General features: G+C 66.7%; 20 protein-coding genes and 2 pseudogenes. 6 read left to right on the top strand and 16 right to left on the bottom strand.

What is annotated here, in order from left to right; genetic code table 11:
• From I55_RS14265 to I55_RS14225, 9 genes are all read right to left on the bottom strand, one after another.
• Positions 1-312: hydrogenase-1 expression HyaE (locus I55_RS14265; protein WP_044561252.1), on the bottom strand; the 312-nt coding region annotated here is incomplete at its 3' end.
• Positions 309-641, bottom strand: coding sequence for a HypC/HybG/HupF family hydrogenase formation chaperone (gene hypC / locus I55_RS14260; protein WP_044561251.1), 333 nt, complete (start codon positions 639-641; stop codon positions 309-311). The genes I55_RS14265 and hypC, both read right to left, overlap by 4 nt.
• A complete protein-coding gene (locus tag I55_RS14255) occupies positions 641-1,363 on the bottom strand; it encodes a HyaD/HybD family hydrogenase maturation endopeptidase (protein ID WP_252181146.1) in 723 nt (240 codons plus the stop codon). Before I55_RS14255 ends, hypC begins: the two co-directional genes overlap by 1 nt.
• A 225-nt stretch (positions 1,364-1,588) precedes the next feature.
• Positions 1,589-2,311 (bottom strand): Ni/Fe-hydrogenase, b-type cytochrome subunit, encoded by a 723-nt coding sequence (gene cybH / locus I55_RS14250; RefSeq protein ID WP_044561250.1) that lies wholly within the window; start codon positions 2,309-2,311, stop codon positions 1,589-1,591.
• A 12-nt stretch (positions 2,312-2,323) separates the two neighbouring features.
• A complete protein-coding gene (locus I55_RS14245; RefSeq protein ID WP_044561249.1) occupies positions 2,324-2,905 on the bottom strand; it encodes a HupE/UreJ family protein in 582 nt (193 codons plus the stop codon).
• Between the two features lie 18 nt (positions 2,906-2,923).
• Complete coding sequence (locus I55_RS14240; protein WP_044561248.1) at positions 2,924-4,723, bottom strand: nickel-dependent hydrogenase large subunit; 1,800 nt, start codon at positions 4,721-4,723, stop codon at positions 2,924-2,926.
• Positions 4,723-5,823 (bottom strand): hydrogenase small subunit, encoded by a 1,101-nt coding sequence (locus I55_RS14235; protein ID WP_044561247.1) that lies wholly within the window; start codon positions 5,821-5,823, stop codon positions 4,723-4,725. Before I55_RS14235 ends, I55_RS14240 begins: the two co-directional genes overlap by 1 nt.
• 218 nt (positions 5,824-6,041) lie before the next feature.
• Complete coding sequence (locus tag I55_RS14230; protein ID WP_044561246.1) at positions 6,042-7,397, bottom strand: amino acid permease; 1,356 nt, start codon at positions 7,395-7,397, stop codon at positions 6,042-6,044.
• 193 nt (positions 7,398-7,590) lie between these two features.
• The gene (locus tag I55_RS14225; RefSeq protein WP_044561245.1) at positions 7,591-9,210 is read right to left on the bottom strand and encodes an ABC-F family ATP-binding cassette domain-containing protein; all 1,620 of its coding nucleotides are present in this window, start codon (positions 9,208-9,210) and stop codon (positions 7,591-7,593) included.
• A 288-nt stretch (positions 9,211-9,498) separates the two neighbouring features.
• Here I55_RS14225 and I55_RS14220 point away from each other — a divergent pair, with 288 nt between their 5' ends.
• From I55_RS14220 to I55_RS33075, 3 genes and pseudogenes are all read left to right on the top strand, one after another.
• The gene (locus I55_RS14220; protein ID WP_252181145.1) at positions 9,499-10,680 is read left to right on the top strand and encodes a glycosyltransferase; all 1,182 of its coding nucleotides are present in this window, start codon (positions 9,499-9,501) and stop codon (positions 10,678-10,680) included.
• Positions 10,587-11,387, top strand: a pseudogene (locus tag I55_RS39535) (oligosaccharide flippase family protein); the annotation flags it as partial. The gene I55_RS14220 and the pseudogene I55_RS39535, both read left to right, overlap by 94 nt.
• Before the next feature lie 70 nt (positions 11,388-11,457).
• Entirely contained in the window at positions 11,458-12,153 is a 696-nt protein-coding gene (locus I55_RS33075) for an oligosaccharide flippase family protein (protein ID WP_049974120.1), read from the top strand.
• On the opposite strand, the gene I55_RS14210 is transcribed toward I55_RS33075, so the two are convergent.
• Together I55_RS14210 and I55_RS14205 are read right to left on the bottom strand one after the other, a co-directional pair.
• On the bottom strand, positions 12,146-13,171 hold the full coding sequence (locus I55_RS14210) for a radical SAM protein (protein WP_044561243.1): 1,026 nt from the start codon (positions 13,169-13,171) through the stop codon (positions 12,146-12,148). The two genes, I55_RS33075 and I55_RS14210, sit on opposite strands and share 8 nt — an antisense overlap.
• The gene (locus tag I55_RS14205; RefSeq protein ID WP_044561242.1) at positions 13,161-14,297 is read right to left on the bottom strand and encodes a glycosyltransferase; all 1,137 of its coding nucleotides are present in this window, start codon (positions 14,295-14,297) and stop codon (positions 13,161-13,163) included. Before I55_RS14205 ends, I55_RS14210 begins: the two co-directional genes overlap by 11 nt.
• An 82-nt stretch (positions 14,298-14,379) precedes the next feature.
• Here I55_RS14205 and I55_RS14200 point away from each other — a divergent pair, with 82 nt between their 5' ends.
• Complete coding sequence (locus tag I55_RS14200; protein ID WP_159107195.1) at positions 14,380-14,886, top strand: DUF2141 domain-containing protein; 507 nt, start codon at positions 14,380-14,382, stop codon at positions 14,884-14,886.
• Here I55_RS14200 and I55_RS14195 read toward each other — a convergent pair.
• Both I55_RS14195 and I55_RS14190 read right to left on the bottom strand, forming a co-directional pair.
• The gene (locus tag I55_RS14195; RefSeq protein ID WP_044561241.1) at positions 14,880-16,121 is read right to left on the bottom strand and encodes an aminotransferase class I/II-fold pyridoxal phosphate-dependent enzyme; all 1,242 of its coding nucleotides are present in this window, start codon (positions 16,119-16,121) and stop codon (positions 14,880-14,882) included. The genes I55_RS14200 and I55_RS14195 overlap by 7 nt on opposite strands.
• 3 nt (positions 16,122-16,124) lie before the next feature.
• Positions 16,125-16,364, bottom strand: coding sequence for an acyl carrier protein (locus I55_RS14190; protein WP_252181144.1), 240 nt, complete (start codon positions 16,362-16,364; stop codon positions 16,125-16,127).
• Between the two features lie 252 nt (positions 16,365-16,616).
• On the opposite strand from I55_RS14190, the gene lptF reads away from it, so the two are divergent.
• Positions 16,617-17,765: an LPS export ABC transporter permease LptF gene (lptF, locus tag I55_RS14185; protein ID WP_044561239.1), complete on the top strand. Its 1,149-nt coding sequence runs from the start codon at positions 16,617-16,619 to the stop codon at positions 17,763-17,765.
• Complete coding sequence (gene lptG / locus I55_RS14180) at positions 17,752-18,864, top strand: LPS export ABC transporter permease LptG (RefSeq protein ID WP_044561238.1); 1,113 nt, start codon at positions 17,752-17,754, stop codon at positions 18,862-18,864. The genes lptF and lptG overlap by 14 nt, the downstream gene beginning before the upstream one ends.
• On the opposite strand, the gene I55_RS14175 is transcribed toward lptG, so the two are convergent.
• The 3 genes and pseudogenes from I55_RS14175 to I55_RS14165 form a co-directional block, all read right to left on the bottom strand.
• Positions 18,839-19,717, bottom strand: coding sequence for a CDP-alcohol phosphatidyltransferase family protein (locus tag I55_RS14175; protein ID WP_044561237.1), 879 nt, complete (start codon positions 19,715-19,717; stop codon positions 18,839-18,841). The genes lptG and I55_RS14175 overlap by 26 nt on opposite strands.
• Positions 19,718-19,722: 5 nt before the next feature.
• Entirely contained in the window at positions 19,723-20,442 is a 720-nt protein-coding gene (locus I55_RS14170) for an NTP transferase domain-containing protein (protein WP_044561236.1), read from the bottom strand.
• Positions 20,439-20,672, bottom strand: a pseudogene (locus I55_RS14165) (inositol-3-phosphate synthase); the annotation flags it as partial. The gene I55_RS14170 and the pseudogene I55_RS14165, both read right to left, overlap by 4 nt.

Raw genomic sequence — 20,672 nt, 5'->3', positions numbered from 1 at the left:
ATATTCGCCCAGGCGCAGGAAGACCAGGGCGGGATAACGGGCGAAGCGGAAGCGCCGTTGCAGGGCGCGCTCATCGGCCTTGGCGGCGATCAGCGGCACGACATGACCGCCCATGGCGTCGTCCAGTTCCGGCAGGATGGCGGCCACGTCGTCGCTTTCCGCCACCCGCCAGTGGTCGCCAGCCAGGAACAGCATGGCCAGCGGCTGGCCGGCGCAGGTTTCCGTCAGGTCCGCGTCCCCCACCACCCGATAGCCGCGCCGGTCCATGACGGACCGCAGCAGGGGGGAAAAATCGTCACGTGTGTCGCTCATGCTTCCGGCTCCGGGCTGGGGCGCAAATGGTCGGGCACCAAATGGGTGGGCAGTTGGGGTTCGCGGCCGATCAGGTCGGCGAAGGCGGCGTCCAGGTCGGCGGGTTCCCCCCGCATGACCGCCTCCAGGGCGGCCAACGCCGCCAGGGAGCGCTGGGCGGCCTCGGCGCTCATCACCTCCCGGGCGGCCCCCAGGAAGGTCATGAGCCAGGTGCCGGGCGCGACATCGCCCACCAGGCTGGTGTCGATGGAATGCAGGTCCGCGCCGGATCGGCAGCGGGCGTGGCCGAGACCGGCCTCCACCACCTGCATGGGAATGCCGATGCACATCAGGCGGTCGTCCCCTGGGGCTTCCGCACGCCGGCCACCAGGGCCTGCATCTCCGCCTCGAAATCCGCGGGGCCGGTCCAGCCGCCGGCGCCCAGCACCCGCGCGTCGCCGCCGCGGAAGGCCACGCCCTCGTCCGGACGCTCCGCCTCATACCGTTCCAGCATCATTTCCAGGGAGCCGATGCCCTGCTCCACCGGCAGGGGCGCCGGACGCCGGGCGGCCGTGACACCGAAGCCCGCCAGATAATCCAGCGCCAGGGCGATGGCCGGTTCCACCTGGGCCTTCACCGCCGGCCGCAGGCTGCCGCCGAAGTCCTCCAGCTCCACCGGCTGCACGCCGATCAGCAGCTGGTGGGCGGGGCTGTCGCCCATCATCTCCGCCATGGCCAGCACTTCCTGGAATCCGGTCTGGTGCAGGGAGATTTTTTTGGCGCCCAGGAACTTCGGCACCTCCGACCCCTCCACCCGCTTCAGGGTGCCGGGCGGCAGCGCGTAGTCCACGGCGTCGAAGACGATGAGAATGTCGGTCTCGCGGATTTCCTGGACCAGGTAGATGCCCTGGGTGCCGCCGTCGATCAGGCGGACGTTGGCGGGAAAGGCATAGTGGCGGTGCAGGTGTTCCACCGCCCGCACGCCGAAGCCCTCATCCGCCCACAGCAGGTTGCCGATGCCCAGCACCAGCACGCGGGGTCCGCTTGCCGTTGTCACTTCCACGCCGCTCACTCCCCTGTCATCCGACTTGCCGGATGTTGGAAGCGGATTGAGCAAGGGGCATGCCAGCGCATCGTTCGCCGCCGAAACGGCCGGGTTTCCTGGCAGGTGGCAGCCTTCGCAGCTGGGCGATATGGATAGTTATTTTCCAACTGGAAACTCCATCGGAAACTAATCTTCCATATGGAAAAGGAGGGCGCGAGGCCCTCCCTTCCACCCCTGGAAACAGCCGGATACTCAATGCTCGTCGGTCGGCCCCCCGTCACGGAAGGTGCGCCAGCCGGAGAACATGGAGGAGATGATGGACTGGCGGGACATGATGTCCTCCCGCACGGCGGCGTAGATGTGCACGATGGCGAAGATGACGATCACCCACATGGCCATGTGGTGCCAGGTGTGGACCGTCTGGCTTTGCCCGAACAGGGGGATGACCCAGCTGGTGAACAGCCGGTGGATCCAGCCCGGACCCTGGCCCTCGCCATACAGGGCCAGGCCGGTGACGATCATGAACAGCGTGCCCCAGACGAACAGGATGTGCATGGACAGGATGGCCAGGGGGTTGTGGCCGCTGTACTTCTTGGGCTCGCGCTCCAGCATGGCGTACCAGCGGATTTCATGGATCACGCCCAGCCAGAAGCTTTTGCGCCACACCGGGGGCCGGAAGATCTCCCGGGCATGGTCGTTGCCAACGAAGGACCAGTAAAAGCGGAAGACGAAGCCGACGACCAGGATCTGCCCCGCCGAGAAATGCAGGAAGCGGACCCAGCCGAACAGGAAGTGGCTGCTGGGCTCGCCATGGATGGATGGCGGGGGTGAGCCGATGAGGTAGCCGGTGAGGCACAGCATGACGATGGCGGCGGCGTTGACCCAATGCCACAGGCGCACCGGCGCCTCGTAGACGTAAACCGCCTCTTCCTTATGCGCCCCGACCTTGTGTGTACCCAGGGAGGTCTCGCTCATGGGCCGCCTCCCTCACAGCGCGGCGAGCGCGAGGCCCGCTGCGCCCAGGGTCAGGCCGGAGGCGAACCGCCCCCAGCGGGTGGCCAGCAGGCCGGCACCCAGGCGCCAGCCGGCGGCGTGCAGCAGGGCCGACGCCGCCATGAAGCCGGCGAAGTAGCCCAGCAGATGGCCTCCCGCCTCCATGCCATGGGCATAGCCATGCACCGTGGCGAACAGGGCGATGAGGCCCAGGCCCGCGGCATCGGGCAACAGGGGCGCCGCGATCAGCATAAGGCCCAGCAGGGTCACCGACAGCGCCGCCAGCGTGTCCACCGGCGCGAAGGCGCCACCGGCCACTCCCGCCAGCGCGCCGGCCGCCAGCATGGCCACAAACAGCGCCGGCGCCTGCCAGGCCCGCGCCGCCGGCCGGGTGGCCGCCCACAGGCCGACGGCCAGCATGGCGGCCAGATGGTCCAGGCCCGTCAGCGGGTGGATGATGCCAGCGGCGAAGCCCCCGTCATGGCCCGGGTGTGCCAGGGCCGGGGTGGCGATGAAACCCACCGCCAGCACAGCCGCCGAGACGCGGGGGACCGATTTGGTGATGAACGTCTTCATGGGATCAGTCTCCTCTGTTCAGCGGACTTTGACCTCGGCCAGTTCCTGACCGTCCGGTCCCATCACGTGGGTGGAGCAGGCCAGGCAGGGGTCGAAGCTGTGCAGGGTGCGCAGGATTTCCACCGGCTCCTCGGCACGGGCCACCTTGGTGTTCATGAGCGACGCCTCGAAGGCGCCGATGTTGCCCTTGTTGTCGCGCGGGCTGCCGTTCCAGGTGGTGGGCACCACGCACTGGTAGTTATCGATCTTGCCGTCCTTGATGCGGATCCAGTGGGCCAGCGCGCCGCGCGGCGCCTCGGTGAAGCCCACGCCCTTGACCTCGGACGGCCAGGTCTTGGGATCGAACTTGGCGGTGTTGGCGGTGGAGGTGTCGCCGGCCTTGATGGTGGCGATCAGCTTGTCGAGGAAATAGCGCTGCTTGCGCGCCGCCCACTGGGCCTCCAGCGCGCGGGCCGCCGTCCGCCCCAGGGTGGAGAACAAGGCGTCCAGCGGTACGTTCAGCGCCGCCAGGGTGCGGTCGACCTGATCCTTGATCTCGACATTGCCCTGCATGTAGCCGACCAGGTAGCGGGCCAGCGGCCCCACCTCCATGGCGTGGCCACGCCAGCGCGGCGCCTTGATCCAGCTGTACTTGGCCGCTTCGTCGATCTCGATGATGTTGGTGCTGGTGCCCTTGGCCTTGGCGCCCAGCTGGTAGTGGGGCTCCGTGACACCATCCCAGGGGTGCAGGCCCTTGCTCTCGTCCGGGTATTTGTACCAGCTGTGGGGCACGAACTCCTGCACCTGCTCGGGATCCGTCAGGTCCACGGGGTGCACCTCCGACAGCTTGCCGTCGATGATGGCGCCGTGGGGCATCAGGAGGTTGCGGGGGCTGTAGTCATTGGCCCGGTCGGGGATGTCGCCGTACGCCAGCACCGACTTGTTGGACAGCCCGCCACCGTACAGCCAGTCCTTGTAGAAGCCGCCGATGGCGATGATGTCGGGGATGTAGACGTTCTCCACGAACTCGATGCAGCGATCGGTGATGGAGGAGACGTAGTTCAGCGACGCCATGTTGACCGGCGCGCCCGCCGCCATGTCGCCGTCCAGGTTGATGGCGCAGGGCACGCCGCCCACCAGCCAATTGGGATGGATGTCCTTGCCGCCGAAGATGGTGCGGACCCGCATGATGTCCTTCTGGAAGTCCAGCGCCTCCAGATAGTGGGTCACGGCCATCAGGTCGGCCTCGGGCGGCAGCTTGTAGGCCGGGTTGGTCCAGTAGCCGTTCTTGAACGGCCCCAGCTGGCCGGACTCCACGAACTTGCGCAGGCGGGTCTGGATATCGCGGAAATATCCCGGGGAGCTGTTGGGATGGTGGGGGGAGACGGCCTGCTGCAGGTCCGACGTCGCCTTGGGATCCGCCTTCAGGGCGTTGACCGGGTTCACCCAGTCCAGCGCATGCAGATGGTAGAAGTGCACCAGATGGTCATGCACCTGCAGCGACAGCTGCATGATGTTGCGGATGCTGTTGGCGTTTTCCGGGATCTGGATGTTCAGGGCATTTTCCACCGCCCGGACGGAGGTCAGGGCGTGGGTGCCGGTGCAGACGCCGCAGATGCGCTGGGTAAAGGCCCAGGCGTCGCGCGGGTCGCGGCCCTTCAGGATCACCTCCAGCCCGCGCCACATGGTGCCGGTGGACACGGCGTTGCGGATCACATTGTCGCCGTCGAGGTTGACCTCGCAGCGCATGTGGCCCTCGATGCGGGTGACCGGGTCGACGACGACGCGCTTGCCGCTGGTGTCGAGCTGGTAGCCGTTGGGTGTCGCAAGCGTGGGCATCAGTCCCGTCCCTCTCTCTTATCGTTCTCACCGCCGTTGGAGCGGGCGCGTTTGACCGCGCTGGCCGCGGCATGCACCGCGGCGGCGGCGCCGACGATGCCGGCCGCCGTACCGCCGATCTTGTCGGCGTTGGCCTCGACCCCGAAGCCGTGGACATCGCTCAGCCGTTCGTAGAAGCCACCCTTGTCCCAGAAGCCGTCCTCGGAACAGCCGATGCAGGGATGGCCCGCCTGGATGGGGAAGCTCAGGCCGCCGTTCCAGCGCACGGTGGAGCAGGCGTTGTAGGTGGTCGGGCCCTTGCAGCCGACCTTGTAGAGGCAGTAGCCGCGCCGGGCCCCTTCATCATCGAAGCTTTCCACGAACTGGCCGGCGTCGAAGTGCGGCCGGCGATAGCATTTGTCGTGGATGCGCTGGGAATAGAACATCTTCGGCCGGCCCTGCATGTCCAGTTCCGGGAAGCGGTCGAAGGTCAGGATGTAGGCGATGACCGCCGTCATGACCTCGGCGATGGGCGGGCAGCCCGGCACCTTGATGATGGGCTTGGCCGGCAGGCCCGGCACCTTGTGGATGGGGGTGGCCTGGGTGGGGTTGGGACGCGCCGCCTGGACGCAGCCCCAGCTGGCGCAGCTGCCCCAGCTGATGATGGCCTTGCAGTGGTCGGCCGCCTTCTTCAGCTGCTCCAGGTACGGCTTGCCGCCGATGATGCAGCTCATCCCCTCCTGGTTCAGGGGCGGATTGCCCTCGCACGCCAGGATGAAGTTGCCGTTATACTTCTCGATGGTCTCATCGATGATGGACTCGGCCTGGAAACCCGCCGCGGCCATGATGGTGTCATCATAGTCCAGGCTGATCATCGACAGGATGACATCCTTGGCCAAGGGATGGGCCGAGCGGATGAAGCTTTCCGAACAGCAGGTGCATTCCAGGCCGTGCAGCCACAGCACCGGGATGCGGGGCTTGGTCTCCATGGCGGTTTCGATGGCCTGGGCGTAGGACGGGCCCAGGCCCAGCGCCGCCGCCGTCAGGCTGCAGAATTTAGTGAAGCTTCGCCGGGTGATGCCCTGGCGGCGCATCACCTCATAGAACGTTTCAATCGCCATTCCGGCTTTTCCTCCAACCTACCCGGCGGGGCTGTCTCGCTCCGCATCGGCGTCGTTGGGGCAAAAAGCATGCCAGGTTAAGAATTCAAGACAGGGCAGGGCTTAGCCGCGGCCCGTCGCTCCGGCGGTGGAAACCGACCTTCCAATTGGAAAGCCCACATCGCACCGTTTCACGGAGGCCCGGTGCCGCGAAAGCCCGAGCGCCCGGAACTGACCGCCTAACGTCGCCGCCTGACCGCCCGCCAACCGACGATCATCGCCACCACCCAAACAGGGGCGACGTAGAGGGCCAGGCGGGTGTTCTCGTCGAAGGCCAGCAGCACCAGGGTCAGCGCGAAGAAGGCCAGCGTCAGATAGCCGGTCCATGGCGCGCCCGGCATGCGGTAGGGCGACGGGGTCGCCCGGCCCGCCACCACGGCGCGGCGGTAGAACAGGTGGGAGACGATGATGATGGACCAGGTCCACAGCTGGATCACCACCACCGTGCTCATCACGTACAGGAAGGCCTGTTCCGGCGCCACGTAGTTCACCAGCACGCCGGCCAGCATGAAGACCACCGAGGCGATGATGCCGCGCGTAGGCACGTGCTGGCCGCTGAGCGTGGCGAAGTAGGCCGGCGCCTCCTTGGCGTTGGCCAGGGTGTGCAGCATGCGGCCGCAGGAGAAGATGCCGCTGTTGCAGGCTGAGGCGGCGGCGGTCAGCACCACGAAATTGATCACCCCGGCGGCGGCCGGAATGCCAAAATGGTCGAACACCGTGACGAAGGGGCTGAAGTCCGGGGAGATCTGGTCCCAGGGCACCAGCGACATGATCACGACGATGGCGCCTATATAGAAGATCAGGATGCGCAGCAGTGCGCCGTTGATGGCGCGCGGCAGGGTCCTGCCCGGATCCTCCGCCTCGCCCGCCGTCACGCCGATCAGCTCGATGCCGCCGAAGGCGAACAGGGCGGCCGGGAAGACCAGCAGGGTCGCCAGGGTGCCGTTGGCAAAGACGCTACCGTGGCTCCACAGGTTGGAGACGCTGGCGTGGGTGCCCAGGCCGCCGGCGTCGAAGCCCAGCACGGCGACCCCGAACAGCAGAAGGGCGATCACCGCCAGCACCTTGATCAGGGCGAACCAGAACTCGAACTCGCCGAACACCTTGACGCTGCGCAGGTTGGCGGCCAGCAGCACGCCCAGCATCGCCAGCACCGGCACCCATTGTGGCAAGTTGGGGAACCAATAACGGATATAGACGCCGACCGCTGTCAGTTCGGCGATGCCGACCATCACCCACAGGAACCAGTAGGACCAGCCGGAAACGAAGCCGGCCCAAGGCCCCACGAATTCCTGGGCGTAGGTCGCGAAGGACCCCGCCACCGGGCGGTAGAGCAACAATTCGCCCAGCGCCCGCGCCATGAAGAACACCGCCATGCCGCCCAGGGCATAGGCCAGCAGCAGGCTGGGCCCCGCCTTGTGGATGGCCTGCGCCGACCCCAGGAACAGCCCCGACCCGATGGCGCCGCCCAGCGCGATCATCTGCACGTGACGGTTCTTTAGCCCGCGAACCAGGCCCTCCGACGCTTCACTCACGCGGCACCGCCCATGGAATGATCACAAAACATCAAAATCCCCCTCCCCGGAATTCTTATATTACTTGAGTCTCTTAGGGCACCGCTGTGCGCCGCGCAGTCCTCAAGCTTCCGGCTGGCAATATTTACTTGGCCGAAGGGGTTCATATCATCTTTCTGGCGCGCTGGCTGCCCCGGATGTCATCCGGCCCCGGTCATTGCAGGCCGGGGGCCTCCTGCCCGGTGCTGGCCACGTACTCGGTATAGCCGCCACCGTATTGATGGATGCCTTCCGGCGTCAGTTCCAACACGCGGTTGGACAAGGTCGCCAGGAAATGCCGGTCGTGCGACACGAACAGCATGGTGCCCTCGTAGGCGGCCAGCGCCGTGATCAGCATCTGCTTGGTATCCAGATCCAGGTGGTTGGTCGGCTCGTCCAGCACCAGGAAGTTGGGCGGGTTGTACAGCATCATCGCCATCACCAGGCGCGCCTTCTCCCCGCCAGATAGGACACGGCAGCGCTTTTCCACGTCATCGCCGGAAAAGCCGAAGCAACCGGCCAGCGCACGCAGGGACCCCTGCCCGGCCTGCGGGAACTTCGCCTCCAGCGCCTCGAACACCGTCTGGTCGCCGTCCAGCAGTTCCATCGCGTGCTGGGAGAAATAGCCCATCTTCACGCTGCCGCCGACGGTGACGGTGCCGGCATCCGGCTGGTCGGCGCCGGCCACCAGCTTCAGCAGCGTGGACTTGCCGGCGCCGTTGACGCCCATGACGCACCAGCGCTCCTTGCGGCGGATGGTCAGGTCGAAGCCCTGGTAGATGCTGCGGCTGCCATACCCCTTGTGCACATTCTTCAGGACGGCCACGTCATCGCCCGAACGGGGGGCCGGCGGGAAATCGAACGTGACGACCTGGCGGCGTTTCGGCGGCTCGACACGGTCGATCTTGTCCAGCTTCTTCACCCGGCTCTGCACCTGGCTGGCGTGCGAGGCCCGGGCCTTGAAGCGTTCGATGAACTTCAATTCCTTGGCCAGCATCGCCTGCTGGCGCTCGAACTGCGCCTGCTGCTGCTTCTCGTTCAGCGCGCGCTGTTGCTCATAGAAGGTGTAATCGCCGGAATAGGTGTTCAGCGATCCGCCATCGATTTCGATGATCTTGCCGACGATGCGGTTCATGAACTCCCGATCGTGGGAGGTCATCAGCAGGGCGCCGTCGTAACCCTTCAGGAAGCCTTCCAGCCAGATCAGGCTTTCGAGGTCCAGATGGTTGCTGGGTTCGTCCAGCAACATGGCGTCGGGCTTCATCAGCAGAATGCGGGCCAGCGCGACGCGCATCTTCCAGCCGCCCGACAGCATGCCGACATCCTTGTCCATCATCTCCTGGCTGAAGCTGAGGCCGGCCAGGACCTCGCGCGCCTTGCCCTCCAGCTCATACCCGCCCAGCTCGTCGAAGCGGGCCTGCACCTCGCCATAGCGCTCGATGATCTCATCCATCCGGTCGGCCTGGTCCGGATCCGCCATGGCAACCTCCAGGCTGGCCAGTTCCCGCGCCACGTCGCTGACCGGACCGGCGCCGTCCATCACCTCCGCCACCGCGCTGCGGCCGGCCATCTCGCCGACGTCCTGGTTGAAATAGCCTATGGTGACCTGCTTCTCGACCGAGACCTGGCCGGTGTCCGGCAGCTCCTCGCCCGTGATCATGCGGAACAGGGTGGTCTTGCCGGCGCCGTTGGGACCCACCAGGCCGACCTTTTCCCCCCGGTTCAGCGCCGCGGACGTTTCCATGAACAGGATGCGGTGGCCGTTGTGCTTGCTGATGTTTTCAAGGCGGATCATGGTCGGACGGGTTCCCGAAGCGTGGTTCGGGGCCCCTTATGCCACAGGATTGGTGACGGAATGGTATGCCGATCGGCATGCCGTCCCCACCCCACGCGGCATGGCGGCCACGCGCGCGCTGAGCGCTATTGAGTCCCCCGGGCATCTGTGGAAAGACTGTCCCCCGCCCATCCCGGCGGCGGACGTATATGGTTTTCAATGCGAATATTATTCACCTTTGAAAATCCCCTGCCCAGTACAGAGGCGGATGCCGAAGTATTCACGACAACGGCGAAGTACCTCTCGGCCTTGGCTGAACAGTCCTGGCTGCACGTCCCGCTGAAAAGCGCGGCGGGGCGGGCCACGGCGGAAGCCCTGGCCGGCATGCCGGTGGTCGACGCCCGCGCGCCCATCAGGCCGGCGGCCCTGCGGCATTTCCTCTGCGGCCTGACCCTGCCGTTCCGCAAGGAATTCCGCCAGGCCGACGTGATCTACACCCGCAACCTGTGGGTCGCCTGGATGGCCATCCTGTTCGGGCAGAAGGTCGCCTTCGACCATTACCGCCCCTGGCCCGACCAGATCCCGCCGCTGCAGTACTGGCTGTACCGCCTGCTGAGCCATCCGCGGTTCATCGTCAAGATCTGCCATTCCGAATACACGCGGCGCAAGTACCTGGCCCTGGGGATTCCCGAGGACAAGGTGCGCTGCATCCGCAACGGCTATGAGCCGGCCCGTTTCCAGGCGCGCATCCCCCTGGAGGAGGCCAAGCGACGGATCGGGGTCGCGCCCGGCCAGAAGACGGTGGTCTATACCGGCCGGGTCAATCACAAGAAGGGCCTGGGCCTGGCGGTCGAGGCGGCCAAGCTGCGGCCGGACGTGCTGTTCATCCTGGTGGGATCGTACGGTGACGGACCGATCGAGGCCATGGCCCGCGACGTCCCCAATGTGCGCATCGTTCCCTACCAGCCCGCTGATAAATTGGCCGACTACGTATACGCGGCCGACATCCTGCTGATCCCACCGTCCTGGCTGCCGCTGGCGGAATTCGGCTCGACGGTCCTGCCGCTGAAGGTGTTCTTCTACCTGGCCTCCGGCCGGCCCATTCTGGCGGGCCAGACGCCCGACGTGGGAGAGGTCCTGCGCCACGGCCACAACGCCCATCTCTGCCCGCCGGATTCCGTGCCGGAGCTGGTGGCCGGCATCGACGCGCTGCTGGGGGACCCGGGCCGAGCCGCCCGCCTGGCGGAAGCGGCGCTGGCCGACAGCCGCGACTATACCTGGGCGGCACGGGCCCAACGCATCTTCGCCCTGGTCAAGGACCGCTTGGAGACCACGCCGGCGGAGACGGGCACCTGGGGGCGGCGGGAATTCCGGGCCTGGCGCCAGCAGTCCGGCCAGTGGCTGGCCCACCTGATCGACAAAGGCGCTTGGGTGCTGCCGCCCCGCCCCGAACCGCCGGTACCGCCCGCCCAACCCGCCGAACAGCCGTGAGCGACACCGTGCATGGCCCGGGAAATGGCCCGCAGAGCGATAAGGACCATCAGCGCCACCTGCGCCGGGGTTTCAACTGGCTGGGTGGCGCCACCATCCTGGCCAAGGTCATCGACTTCGCGACCATCCTGGCGGTGCTGAACTTCCTCAGCAAGGAACAGGTGGGCGTGGCCTCGCTGGTCATGTCCGTCGGCATGGTGATCGAGGCCTTCAACGGCCTGGGCACCGGCGACGCCCTGCTGCAGGCGCCGACGGTGGCCAAGCGCCAGTTGGACAGCCTGTTCTGGTTCGTCATGCTGGCCGCCACGGCGATGGCCGGGCTGACCCTGCTGGCCGCGCCGGTGATCGAGGCGGTCTACGGCGTGTCCGGCATGGCGGTCTATTTCATCGCCGTCGCCGCCAAGCAGCCGGTGGTGGCCGCCGCCGTCATCCCCCTGGCGCTGCTGAACCGGGATTTGCGCTATGAACGGATCGCCGTGGTCAACGTGTCGGCCACGCTGGGCGCCGCCCTGACACGGCTGGGCCTGACGCTGGCCGGGGCCGGAACCTGGGCGCTGGTGGTGGGGTATGCCGCCAGCGGCCTCTACACCCTGATCGGCGCCACCCTGGCACGGCCCTTCCGCCCCGGGCCGCACTTCGACCAGGCCGAAATCCGGCCCCTGGTGCGCTTCGGCTTCAGGGCCGCCGCCGTCAACCTGTTCGAGCAGGTGTTCAAGAACGTCGATTTCCTGCTGGTCGGCTGGTTCTACGGCGCCGCCCCCCCTGGCGCTGTACCGCGTGGCCTTCGACATCGCCATGGAGCCGGTGATGGCGGTGGGCACGCTGATCAACCGCACCGCCCTGCCCGTCTTCGCCCGGGTATCGGCGGACAAGGCCGTCCTGACCCAATCGCTGACCTGGTCGTTGCGCCGGCTGTTCCTGCTGACGGCGCCCCTGATGGTGGGGCTGATCCTGGCGGCCGATCCGCTGACCGCCCTGATCCACGACGACCGGGGCGGCAGCTACGCCGCCGCAGCCCTGCCGCTGAAGCTGCTGGCCGCCGCCGCCCTGCTGCGCGCGACCTCGCAACTGTTGACCCCGCTGATGATGGCGTCGGGCCAGCCGGGCCTGGCGGCCCGCCTGTCGGGCACCACGCTGACGCTGCTGAGCGTGGGCATCGTCGCCGTGGGCGTGGTGTTCCCGGACCCGCGCGGCATCATCGCCGTCGCGGCCGTCTGGGTGGCGATATATCCGCCGCTGCTGATCTGGGGCGCCCGCTACCTGGAACGGACCTGGAGCATCGCCGCCAGCGCCGCCATCCGGACCTTCCTGCTGCCGGCCGCCGGCGTCGCCGTCATGGCCGCCGTGGTCTGGACCCTGCGCCTGCTGCCGGGCAGCGAGCGGCCCGCCGTCAGCGTCGCCATCGTCGTGGCGGCCATGGCGGCGGCCTATGGCGGGCTGTTCCGCCTGGACCGGGAAAAGCCGGTCAGCTGACCGGCGCCGGCGCCCCCTCGCCCACCCCCGCCTTGGCGGCTTGCGTCGGGTCGGCGATGGCCTGGCGCCGCCGGTCGAACATGCTCATCTGGTGCACGCAGCTGAGGGTGCAGGTCGGCGCGCAGCCCTTTTCCGTATGGTATTCGCGCTTGATGTCCTCAACCGTGTAGTCCAGCAGCGCCTTGTTGGGATATCCCCGCTGCTGCGAGCACCAATGCACCCGGCCATCCTCGGTGACGTAGAGGTAACGGGCGCCCGCGCGGCACTTCCAGTCGTTGCCCTGGCCGTTCATCAGATTCTTCTGGAACAGCCAGTAGTTCAGGCTGTGCACCATGGACGGGGAGATCTGGGTGACCCTCTCATAGGCCTGCATCTGCGCCGGGCTCAGCGGCTTCAACAGGCCGCTGCCGTCGTGAAGCACGCCGACGGAATGCTGCAGGCCGTATTTCGCCGCCGTTTCCGCCACCGTGATCACGTCCTGCGTCCGTTCCCCCGTGACGCCCAGGACGGAGTTGACGTTCACCTTGAACAGCGCGTGTTTGGACAGCAGCTCAAGCTTGCCCTCCACCGACTTCAGGCTCTTCATCGAGATGTCGTCGGGCTCAAGGTTGTCGATGCTGATCTGCATGCCCTGGAGGCCGGCGACGTTCAGCCGGTCGATCCATTCCTTGGTCAGGCGGAAGCCGTTGGTGATGGTGGTGACGATCATGCCCCGCTTGCGCGCGTGGCGGACCGCCTTGTCCAGGTCGGGGTTCAGCAGCGGTTCCCCGCCGGTGAAGGTGATCGACGCGGTCTTGAGATCCGCCAGATGATCGACGCGCGCCAGCAGATCCTTCAAGGGGACCGGCGGCGAGAAGTCGTCATATTCGTTGCAGTAGCCGCAGGCCAGGTTGCAGCGGCGCGTCACCACCACCTGGGCCAGCAGCGGTGTGTAGCGCTGGCCGATGGCGCGGGCGGCGAAGCGCAGGCCCGCGGCCAGGTTTTCCAGGCGATCCGGACGAACATCTTCACCGGCCATTGTCGAGAACCCCATCGTACAAATCTTCCAATTCCGCAGTCTGGCGGTGGATGTCAAAGCATGCTTCCACATGAGCCCGCGCCTGGGCGCCCATGCGGTGACGCAGATCACGGTCTTGCAACAACGTCTCCATATGGGCGGCGAGCGCCTCGGGCTCGCGCTCGGGAGCCAGCAGCCCCGTCCGTCCGTCGATGACGACCTCCGGAATGCCGCCAACGCGGGAACCAACCACCGGAATGCCGGTGGCGGCCGCTTCCAGCAGGACCATCCCCAGCCCCTCCACCCGCCCGGTGGCGGTGTACACGCTGGGCAGCATCAGCATCGCCGCCCGGCGCATGTGGGGCAACACCTCGGCATGCGGCCGGGCGCCATGGAACCGCACCCGCTCCCCCAACCCCAGCGACCCCGCCAGCTTCTGCAGCGATGCGCGCAGGGGGCCGTCGCCGATGATGTCCAGCCGGACCGCCGGGTGCCTGTCCGCCAGCAGGGCGAAGGCGCGGATCAGGTATTCCGTGCCCTTCATCTCCACCAGCCGGGCGACATGCAGGATGGTCGGCGTCTCCTCCGCCGGGTCGCGGGGTTGGACCGCCTGGCTGTCCACGCCGATGTAATGCACCCGCGTCCGCTCCGCCGGGAAGCCCATGGCCAGCACCCGCTCCCGGATGAAGGCGGAGACGCAGAGGAACAGGTCCCCCTGCCGCGCCAGCTGTCCCCGGAACAGGGGATAGTTCAACCAGGCGGGAGACAGCAGGAACGCCGCGGTGGACAAGGTGGCGTCGAAGCCGTGGAAGGTGGTGACCAGTGGAATGCCCAGGCGCCGCGCCAGCGGCAGGGCATAGACTCCGTCCACCCCGAAATGCGCGTGGATCAGGGCCGGCCGCCGGCCGGCGAGCAATCGCTGATAGGGCGCCGGGTCGCGCGTCAGCATCTGCCAGCCGATGCGGGGCAGCGTGAAACGCGGCCAAAGCGACTGCAGCGCCAGCGACTCCACCCCGGCCGGGCCGGCCCCGAAGCGCAGGCGGCCCACATGGACAGGCGCATGCCGCCGCAGGTGCCCGGCCTGTTCGGTGATGAAGGGTTCCGAAACACGAAACAGGTTCTGGCGGAAGATGACAATGTCACGCACGCCCGGCTCCCTCACGGCGCTTGAAGTCTGCCCGGCGGGGGCCATAGATGGTGCGGGGTTGTTCGCCTGGGTGGAGAGGATAATGATGGGTTGGGGGCGTTACACGAGTGCCATGATGGCGGCTACGCTGGCGGCCGGCCTGCTGCTGTCCGGCGTGGCGCGGGCGGAAAAGGCGACGGCCATGCCGGGCCCCCCTTGCGATCCCGGCAACCCCGACCAGGTGCGGCTGCAGGTCAGCGTCAGCGGCATGCGTAATGGCAAGGGCAACGTCACCATCACCATCTACCCGGACGACGCCAAGCATTTCCTGGACGGCGCCTACAAGGTCGCCCGCCAGATCGTGCCCGTCACTCTGCCAGCGACCGAGGCCTGCTTCGCCCTGCCCCAGCCCGGCACCTACGCCGTGGCGCTGTTCCACGATGAAAACGACAACGGCCATTTCGACACGACGATGCTGGGCATTCCGGCGGAGGGGTACGGCTTCTCCAACAACCCGACCTTGTACCTGGGGCCGCCCGGCCTGGAAAAGGTGCGCATCCCGCTCCAGGCCGGCGACAACCATGTCGTCGTGCAGATGAAGTATTACTGAGCGGCCACGCACAGGTCAGGCACCACGGTGGACCCGGACGCCGCCGGGATCAGACCCAGCGCCCGGCCCGTCTCGGCGAACAGCGACAGGGCCTGGTCGATCTGGGCGGGCGTGTGGGCCGCACTGACGCTGGACCGCAGCAGCGCCAGCCCCTTGGGCGTGGCGGGCGGCAGGCTGACGTTGGTGTAGAGCCCCCCTTCCAGCAGACGCGACCAGAAGGTGAAGGCCGTCTTCGGGTCGGGCATCACGGCCGACACCACGGGGTTGGCCTCCGAACAGAGGGTGAAACCCAGATCGGCCAGGCCGGCATGAAAGCGGCGGGCGTTGTCCAGCAACTGATGGCGCAGCGCCGGGCGGGCGCGCAGCTGGCGCAACGCCTCCATCACCCCGGCGATCACCGATGGCGGCAGCGACGCGGTGAACATGTAGGGCCGGCTGGCGACACGCAGGATGTCGAAGCCGTCCATGTCGCTGACGCAGAAGCCGCCGACGCCCCCCAGGCTCTTGGAGAAGGTGCCGACGACGAAATCGACATCCGCCTCCACCCCGGCGGTTTCCACCAGCCCGCGCCCGTTCTCCCCCAGGACACCCAGGGAATGGGCCTCATCCACCACCAGATAGGCGCCCCACTTGCGCTTCACCTCGACGAACTCACGCAGGGGTGCCGTGTCGCCCAGCATGGAGTAGATGCCCTCCACGACGATGACCTTGTCCCCCGCCGTACCCGCCAGGCGGCGCAGGCGGTTGTCCAGGTCGTCGGGATCGTTGTGGCGGAAGCGCGTGACCTGGGCATGCCCCAGGCGGGAGCCGTCATAGATGCTGGCGTGGCTGTCGGCGTCCAGGATCAGGTGGTCATCCTTGCCGGCCAGGGCCGACAGGATGCCCAGGTTGGCCTGATAGCCGGTCGAGAACACCATGCCGTGCTTGCGGCCATAGAAGTCGGCCAGGGCCCGTTCCAGCTGCCGGTGGCCGCCATAGCTGCCATTCGCCAGGCGCGACCCGGTGGTGCCGACGCCGAGTTCCTGGGCCGCCCCGACCGACGCGGCGATCACCGCCGGGTCGTAGGTCAGGCCCAGATAGTTGTTCGTTCCGAGGAGAAGGATACGCCTGTCCCCGATCACCGCTTCCGTCGGCGAGACAACATCGTCAAAGGCGACGTTAAAGGGATTGTAGCCGGTGGCTTCCAGACTTTCGTACTGGACCAATAGCGGCGCATACTTGTCTAAAAGAGCCATTGGTCAGGATTTGCCCTTGAGGTCGTGTACCGTGGCAACCAGATCCCCAATAGTTTTTACTTCGGCGATCCGATCAAGCGGAATGGAAATATCGAACGCATCCTCAATCTCCATGACAAAATCCATGACGGCCACAGAGTCCAATCCAAGACCTTCTGTGATATTGGTGTCATCGGAAAGTTCTATCGGATTTTGCAACGACGATCGAAGCACGCCGAATACCAACTCCCGAGTCTGCTCCATTGAGTGGTCCATGCGGTTGTATTAGCCGTTTTGTCGTTAGAACGCCGCCAACATCTCCTCCAAAAGGGGGAGGAGGGTTTAAAATTTTTGCAAGAACCCTTATAAATGGCTGACATGGCAATGTCACAGGGATTATTCCAGAGTGTCTACGCCGTTGAAGGCTGGCGGCTCCGAAACCCGGAAGGGATTAGGACATGCCGTCGGCTCTGCGTTAATCCTTGAGACGCGCCCCGCGCCGGATGGCCCGCGACCTTGATCATCGAACGCTACCTCATCCGAGAGATCGCCAAGCCGCTGACGGCCGTGCTGGGCATCCTGATGGCGCTTTTCGCCGGCTACAGCACCGCCAGCCTGCTGGCGGATGCTGTCAACGGCTTGCTGCCCACCGGCGCCATCGCGGAGCTGATCGGCCTGAAGCTGCTGATCTCGCTGGAAGTGTTGATCCCGATATCGCTCTACATCTCGGTGGTGCTGGCTTTCGGCAAGCTGTACAGCGACTCAGAGTTCGTCGCGATGTACGCGCTGCACGTCACGCCCGGCCAGGTGATGCGCGCCGTGGTCAAGCTGTCGGCGGTCATGGCGGCGACCGTGCTGCTCCTGTCCCTGTTCGCCCGCCCCTGGGCCTATGAGAAGTCGCACGAGATTTCCCACGAGGCGCAGCTGTCGCTGAACATGGACGCGATGGAATCGGGCACCTTCTACATCAGCCAGCACGGCAAGCGGGTGATCTTCTTTCCCCGGCGGGAGGGGCTGAAAGGCCCGGCCGAGGATGTCTTCATCCAGATCCAGCGCCCCGACAGCACGCATGTCATCCTGGCGCAGAAGGCCTTCGCCCTGCCGCCCAAACCCACCGGCGGATCGGACGTGCGGCTGCAGGACGCGCATGTCTATTTCCTGAGCCACAAGGACGGCGGGTCGGACCGCATGCTGGACGTGGGTGGCATTTCGCTGGATCCCGGCAACCATGAGGTCACCCCGACCTCCTACAGCGCCACCGGCGTCAGCACCGCCCTGCTGGCCCGGTCGACACAGCCGGTCGACATCGCGGAATTCCAGTGGCGCCTGTCCACGCCCCTGTCCACCCTGCTGCTGGGCATGCTGGGCATGCCCCTCAGCCGCGTCAATCCCCGGCAGGGCGGCCGTTATTCGAAGTTCGGCGCGGCCATCCTGGTCTATTCCGGCTATTACCTGCTGTGCACGTCGGCCCGCACCTGGGTCCAGCACGGCAGCGTGGGGCCCGTGCCCGGCATCTGGTGGGCCCCCGGGCTGCTGGCGGTCCTGCTGGTCGTATCCTTCTACTGGCCGCAGCTGAACGTGGAATTCCACGCCCGTGCCCTGGTCAGGCGCCTGTCCGGTCGCCTGCCCGCCCCGGAACACGTGATCAGCCATGACCCTGCTTGATCGCTATATTGGCGGCGCCGCGTTGAAGGCCTTCCTGATGGTCGCCGCCGGGCTGACCGCCCTGTTCAGCCTGCTGGAGTTCGTGGAGCAGCTGAAGTCGGTGGGCGAGGGCCAGTATCATCTGATCGACGCATTGGTCTACGTCCTGCTGACCAGCCCGTCGCGGGTGCTGCAGGTGGCGCCGGTGGCCATGCTGATCGGCAGCCTGCTGGCCCTGGGTGGCTTGGCCAAGGATTCCGAACTGATCGCCCTGCGCGCCGTTGGCGTGTCGGAGGTGCGCGTGATGGCGTCGGTGATGAAGCTGGTGCCGCTGGTCCTGGCCGTGCTGTTCGTGATGGCGGAATTCGTCATCCCCCCGGCCCAGCACCTGGCCTTGACCCGGCGGTCGGCGGCGCTTGCCAACTCACCCCTGGCCGACAGCGGCGACAGCTTCTGGGCTGGTGGCGCCCACCAGTACCTGAACGTGCAGCAGATCGAGAGCAAGAACGTGCTGCGCGGGGTCAACATCTACATCTTCGCGGAGAACCGGCGGCTGGACACCTTCCTGCATGCCGAGCGCGCCGATATCCAGGCCGACGGCCCCTGGCTGCTGAACGACGTCACGCGCAAGCGCATCGATGGCCAGCGCTTCGTCACCGAGCACCTGGACACCCTGTCGTGGAATTCCTTCCTGCCCGGCAAGCGCGTACAGGAACTGATGCCGGCGCCGGAGAACATGTCGCCCATCGCCCTGTTCCGCTATGTGCGGGAACTGCGGGGACAGGAACAGCACGCCGTGCGGTATGAGCAGGAACTGTGGGGCAGGATCAGCATCCCCTTCGTCCTGGTCGCGATGGTGATGATCGCGGCGCCCTTCCTCTTCGGCCCGCCACGCGCGCAGAACACGGGCCAGCAGATCACGCTGGGCGCCGTCATCGGCATCATCTTCTCACTGACCCAGCAGATCTCCGACCGGCTGAACCTGCTGCTGGACCTCAATCCGGCGGTGACGGCCCTGGGGCCGTCACTGATCCTGGCGGGACTGGCCATCCACCTGTTCCGACGGGCGCACCCGATGACGCGGCTGGTCCCGGCTACGCCGTCCGCTCCACCTCCCTGAGGAAGCGGGCGCACAGGGCCGCCTGCCGTGACAGCAGAACGGCCAGGATCAGGCTGAAGCCGATCAGTTCGAACCAGAAATACAGCAGGGGCGCCCCGGCCAGGGCGGCGAGGAAGATCCCCAGCGTCCGGTAGTTGGCCGACAGGATGGACCAGCGGCGCACGGCGGGCGCGAACGCGGCGCGGTACCGGGCGCGGAGGGCGGGAGCCCGCGCGGTATCAGCCGCCAGGGCGGCGCCCAGCTTTTCATGGAAGTCCACGGTGACCCCGGCCGTCAGGTACTGCAGCCCCACATAGGCGCGATAGAGCGCCCCCAGGAAGCCGCTTCCCCGCGGCCGCGCGGCGCCCAGCTTGGCCAGCTCGGCGGATTTGCGTCCCCAGCCCCAGTAATTGTAGGCCTGGCGCTGCATCTCATAGGCGGCGGACTGGGCGGCGTGGGCGACACCGGCGCCCACCACCACCAGCCAAATCCAGGGGCCGTGCTCCTGGTTCAGGGTCGTCGCCAGCCCGACATAGACGGCGATGAAGGTGACGTAGTCGCAGATGCCGTCCAGGATCTTGCCCATCTCGGACTGGGCGTTGGTCAGGCGGGCCAACTGACCGTCAGCACCGTCCATGACATGCCAGGCGACCATCAGGACGAATCCGGCCAGCGCGCAGGCCAGGGACTGGTAATGGTGGTAGGCCACGCCGGCCGCGATCCCGAAGGCCATCCCCGCCAGGGAGACGGCGTTCGGGGTAATGCCCACGGCCGCGAACCGGGGCGTCAGCCAACTGGAGACCGGATGAATGAGATAGAGGTTGGTGACCTCTTCGATCTCGGACGTCCGCCGGACCGGTTCGGTGGTTTCCATCGGGGTCAGAGCTGGCCGGAGTCCAGAAGCTTTTCCGCCTTCTCGAAGGCGACCGGGTCGTCGACATCGATCCAGATGCGCTCCCCGATATCCCGCACCAGCGCCTTGCCCCAGCCCGCCAGCACGTTCATGGCGCCGGAGATGCTGTCGTCACCCTTGGCCTGGCTGGCCTCCAATGCCGCGAACATACCCGGCGTGCACAGGAAGACGCCGGTGTCGTAGGCATTGAAGTCGCGGATGACCTTGCCGATGCGCTCGATCCTGCCGTCCACGCATTTGACCCGGGTCACGTCCTCCGGGTCGTTCAGCGGGCGGTCGAGGTTGTGGTCAACCGCCAGCGTCACGGTGTCGGGCTCCGGCGCCACGGCCATCAACGCCTGGAAGATGCCGGGATCCACCAGGTGGTCGCACATCGTCAGCAGGAAGGGCCCCGTAAGCTGGGCCTTGGCCTTATGCACGGACACGCCGTTGGCCCGTTCCCATTCGTCATTCACGACATGGGTGACGGATATCCCGCCGACGCGCGCGGCATAGGCGTCCAGCGCCGCCCGCAGCTCCGTGCCGCGGTACCCGCTGACGACGACGAACTCCGTGATCCCGGCGGCGCGGGCGCCCGCGATCACGCGCTCGATCAGCGGGGTTCCCTTGATCGGGATCAGGGGCTTGCTCAAGCCCCTTTCCCGCAGCCGTGTCCCCTGCCCGGCGGCGACGATCAGGCACTTCATTGGGAAACGGCGACCTTCAGCGTGTTCCCGCGGATGAAGGTTTCCGTCATCTGGTAGGCGTCGTCATCCGTGTACTGCACCGCCGGATGCTTGCAGAAATAGGCGCTGGGCCCTTCCAGGACGCCGCCGATGCCATTTTCCAGCGCCAGCTTGCAGCAGCGGATCATGTCGATGACGACGCCCGCGGAATTGGGCGAGTCCTCCACCGACAGGCGCAGCTCGATGTCCAT

It is taken from the genome of Azospirillum sp. B4 (assembly GCF_000333275.1).
Classification (GTDB): Bacteria; Pseudomonadota; Alphaproteobacteria; order Azospirillales; family Azospirillaceae; genus Nitrospirillum.
The sequence above is the reverse complement of the archived record's forward strand: the minus strand, read 5'-3'. Positions and strand labels throughout refer to the sequence as shown.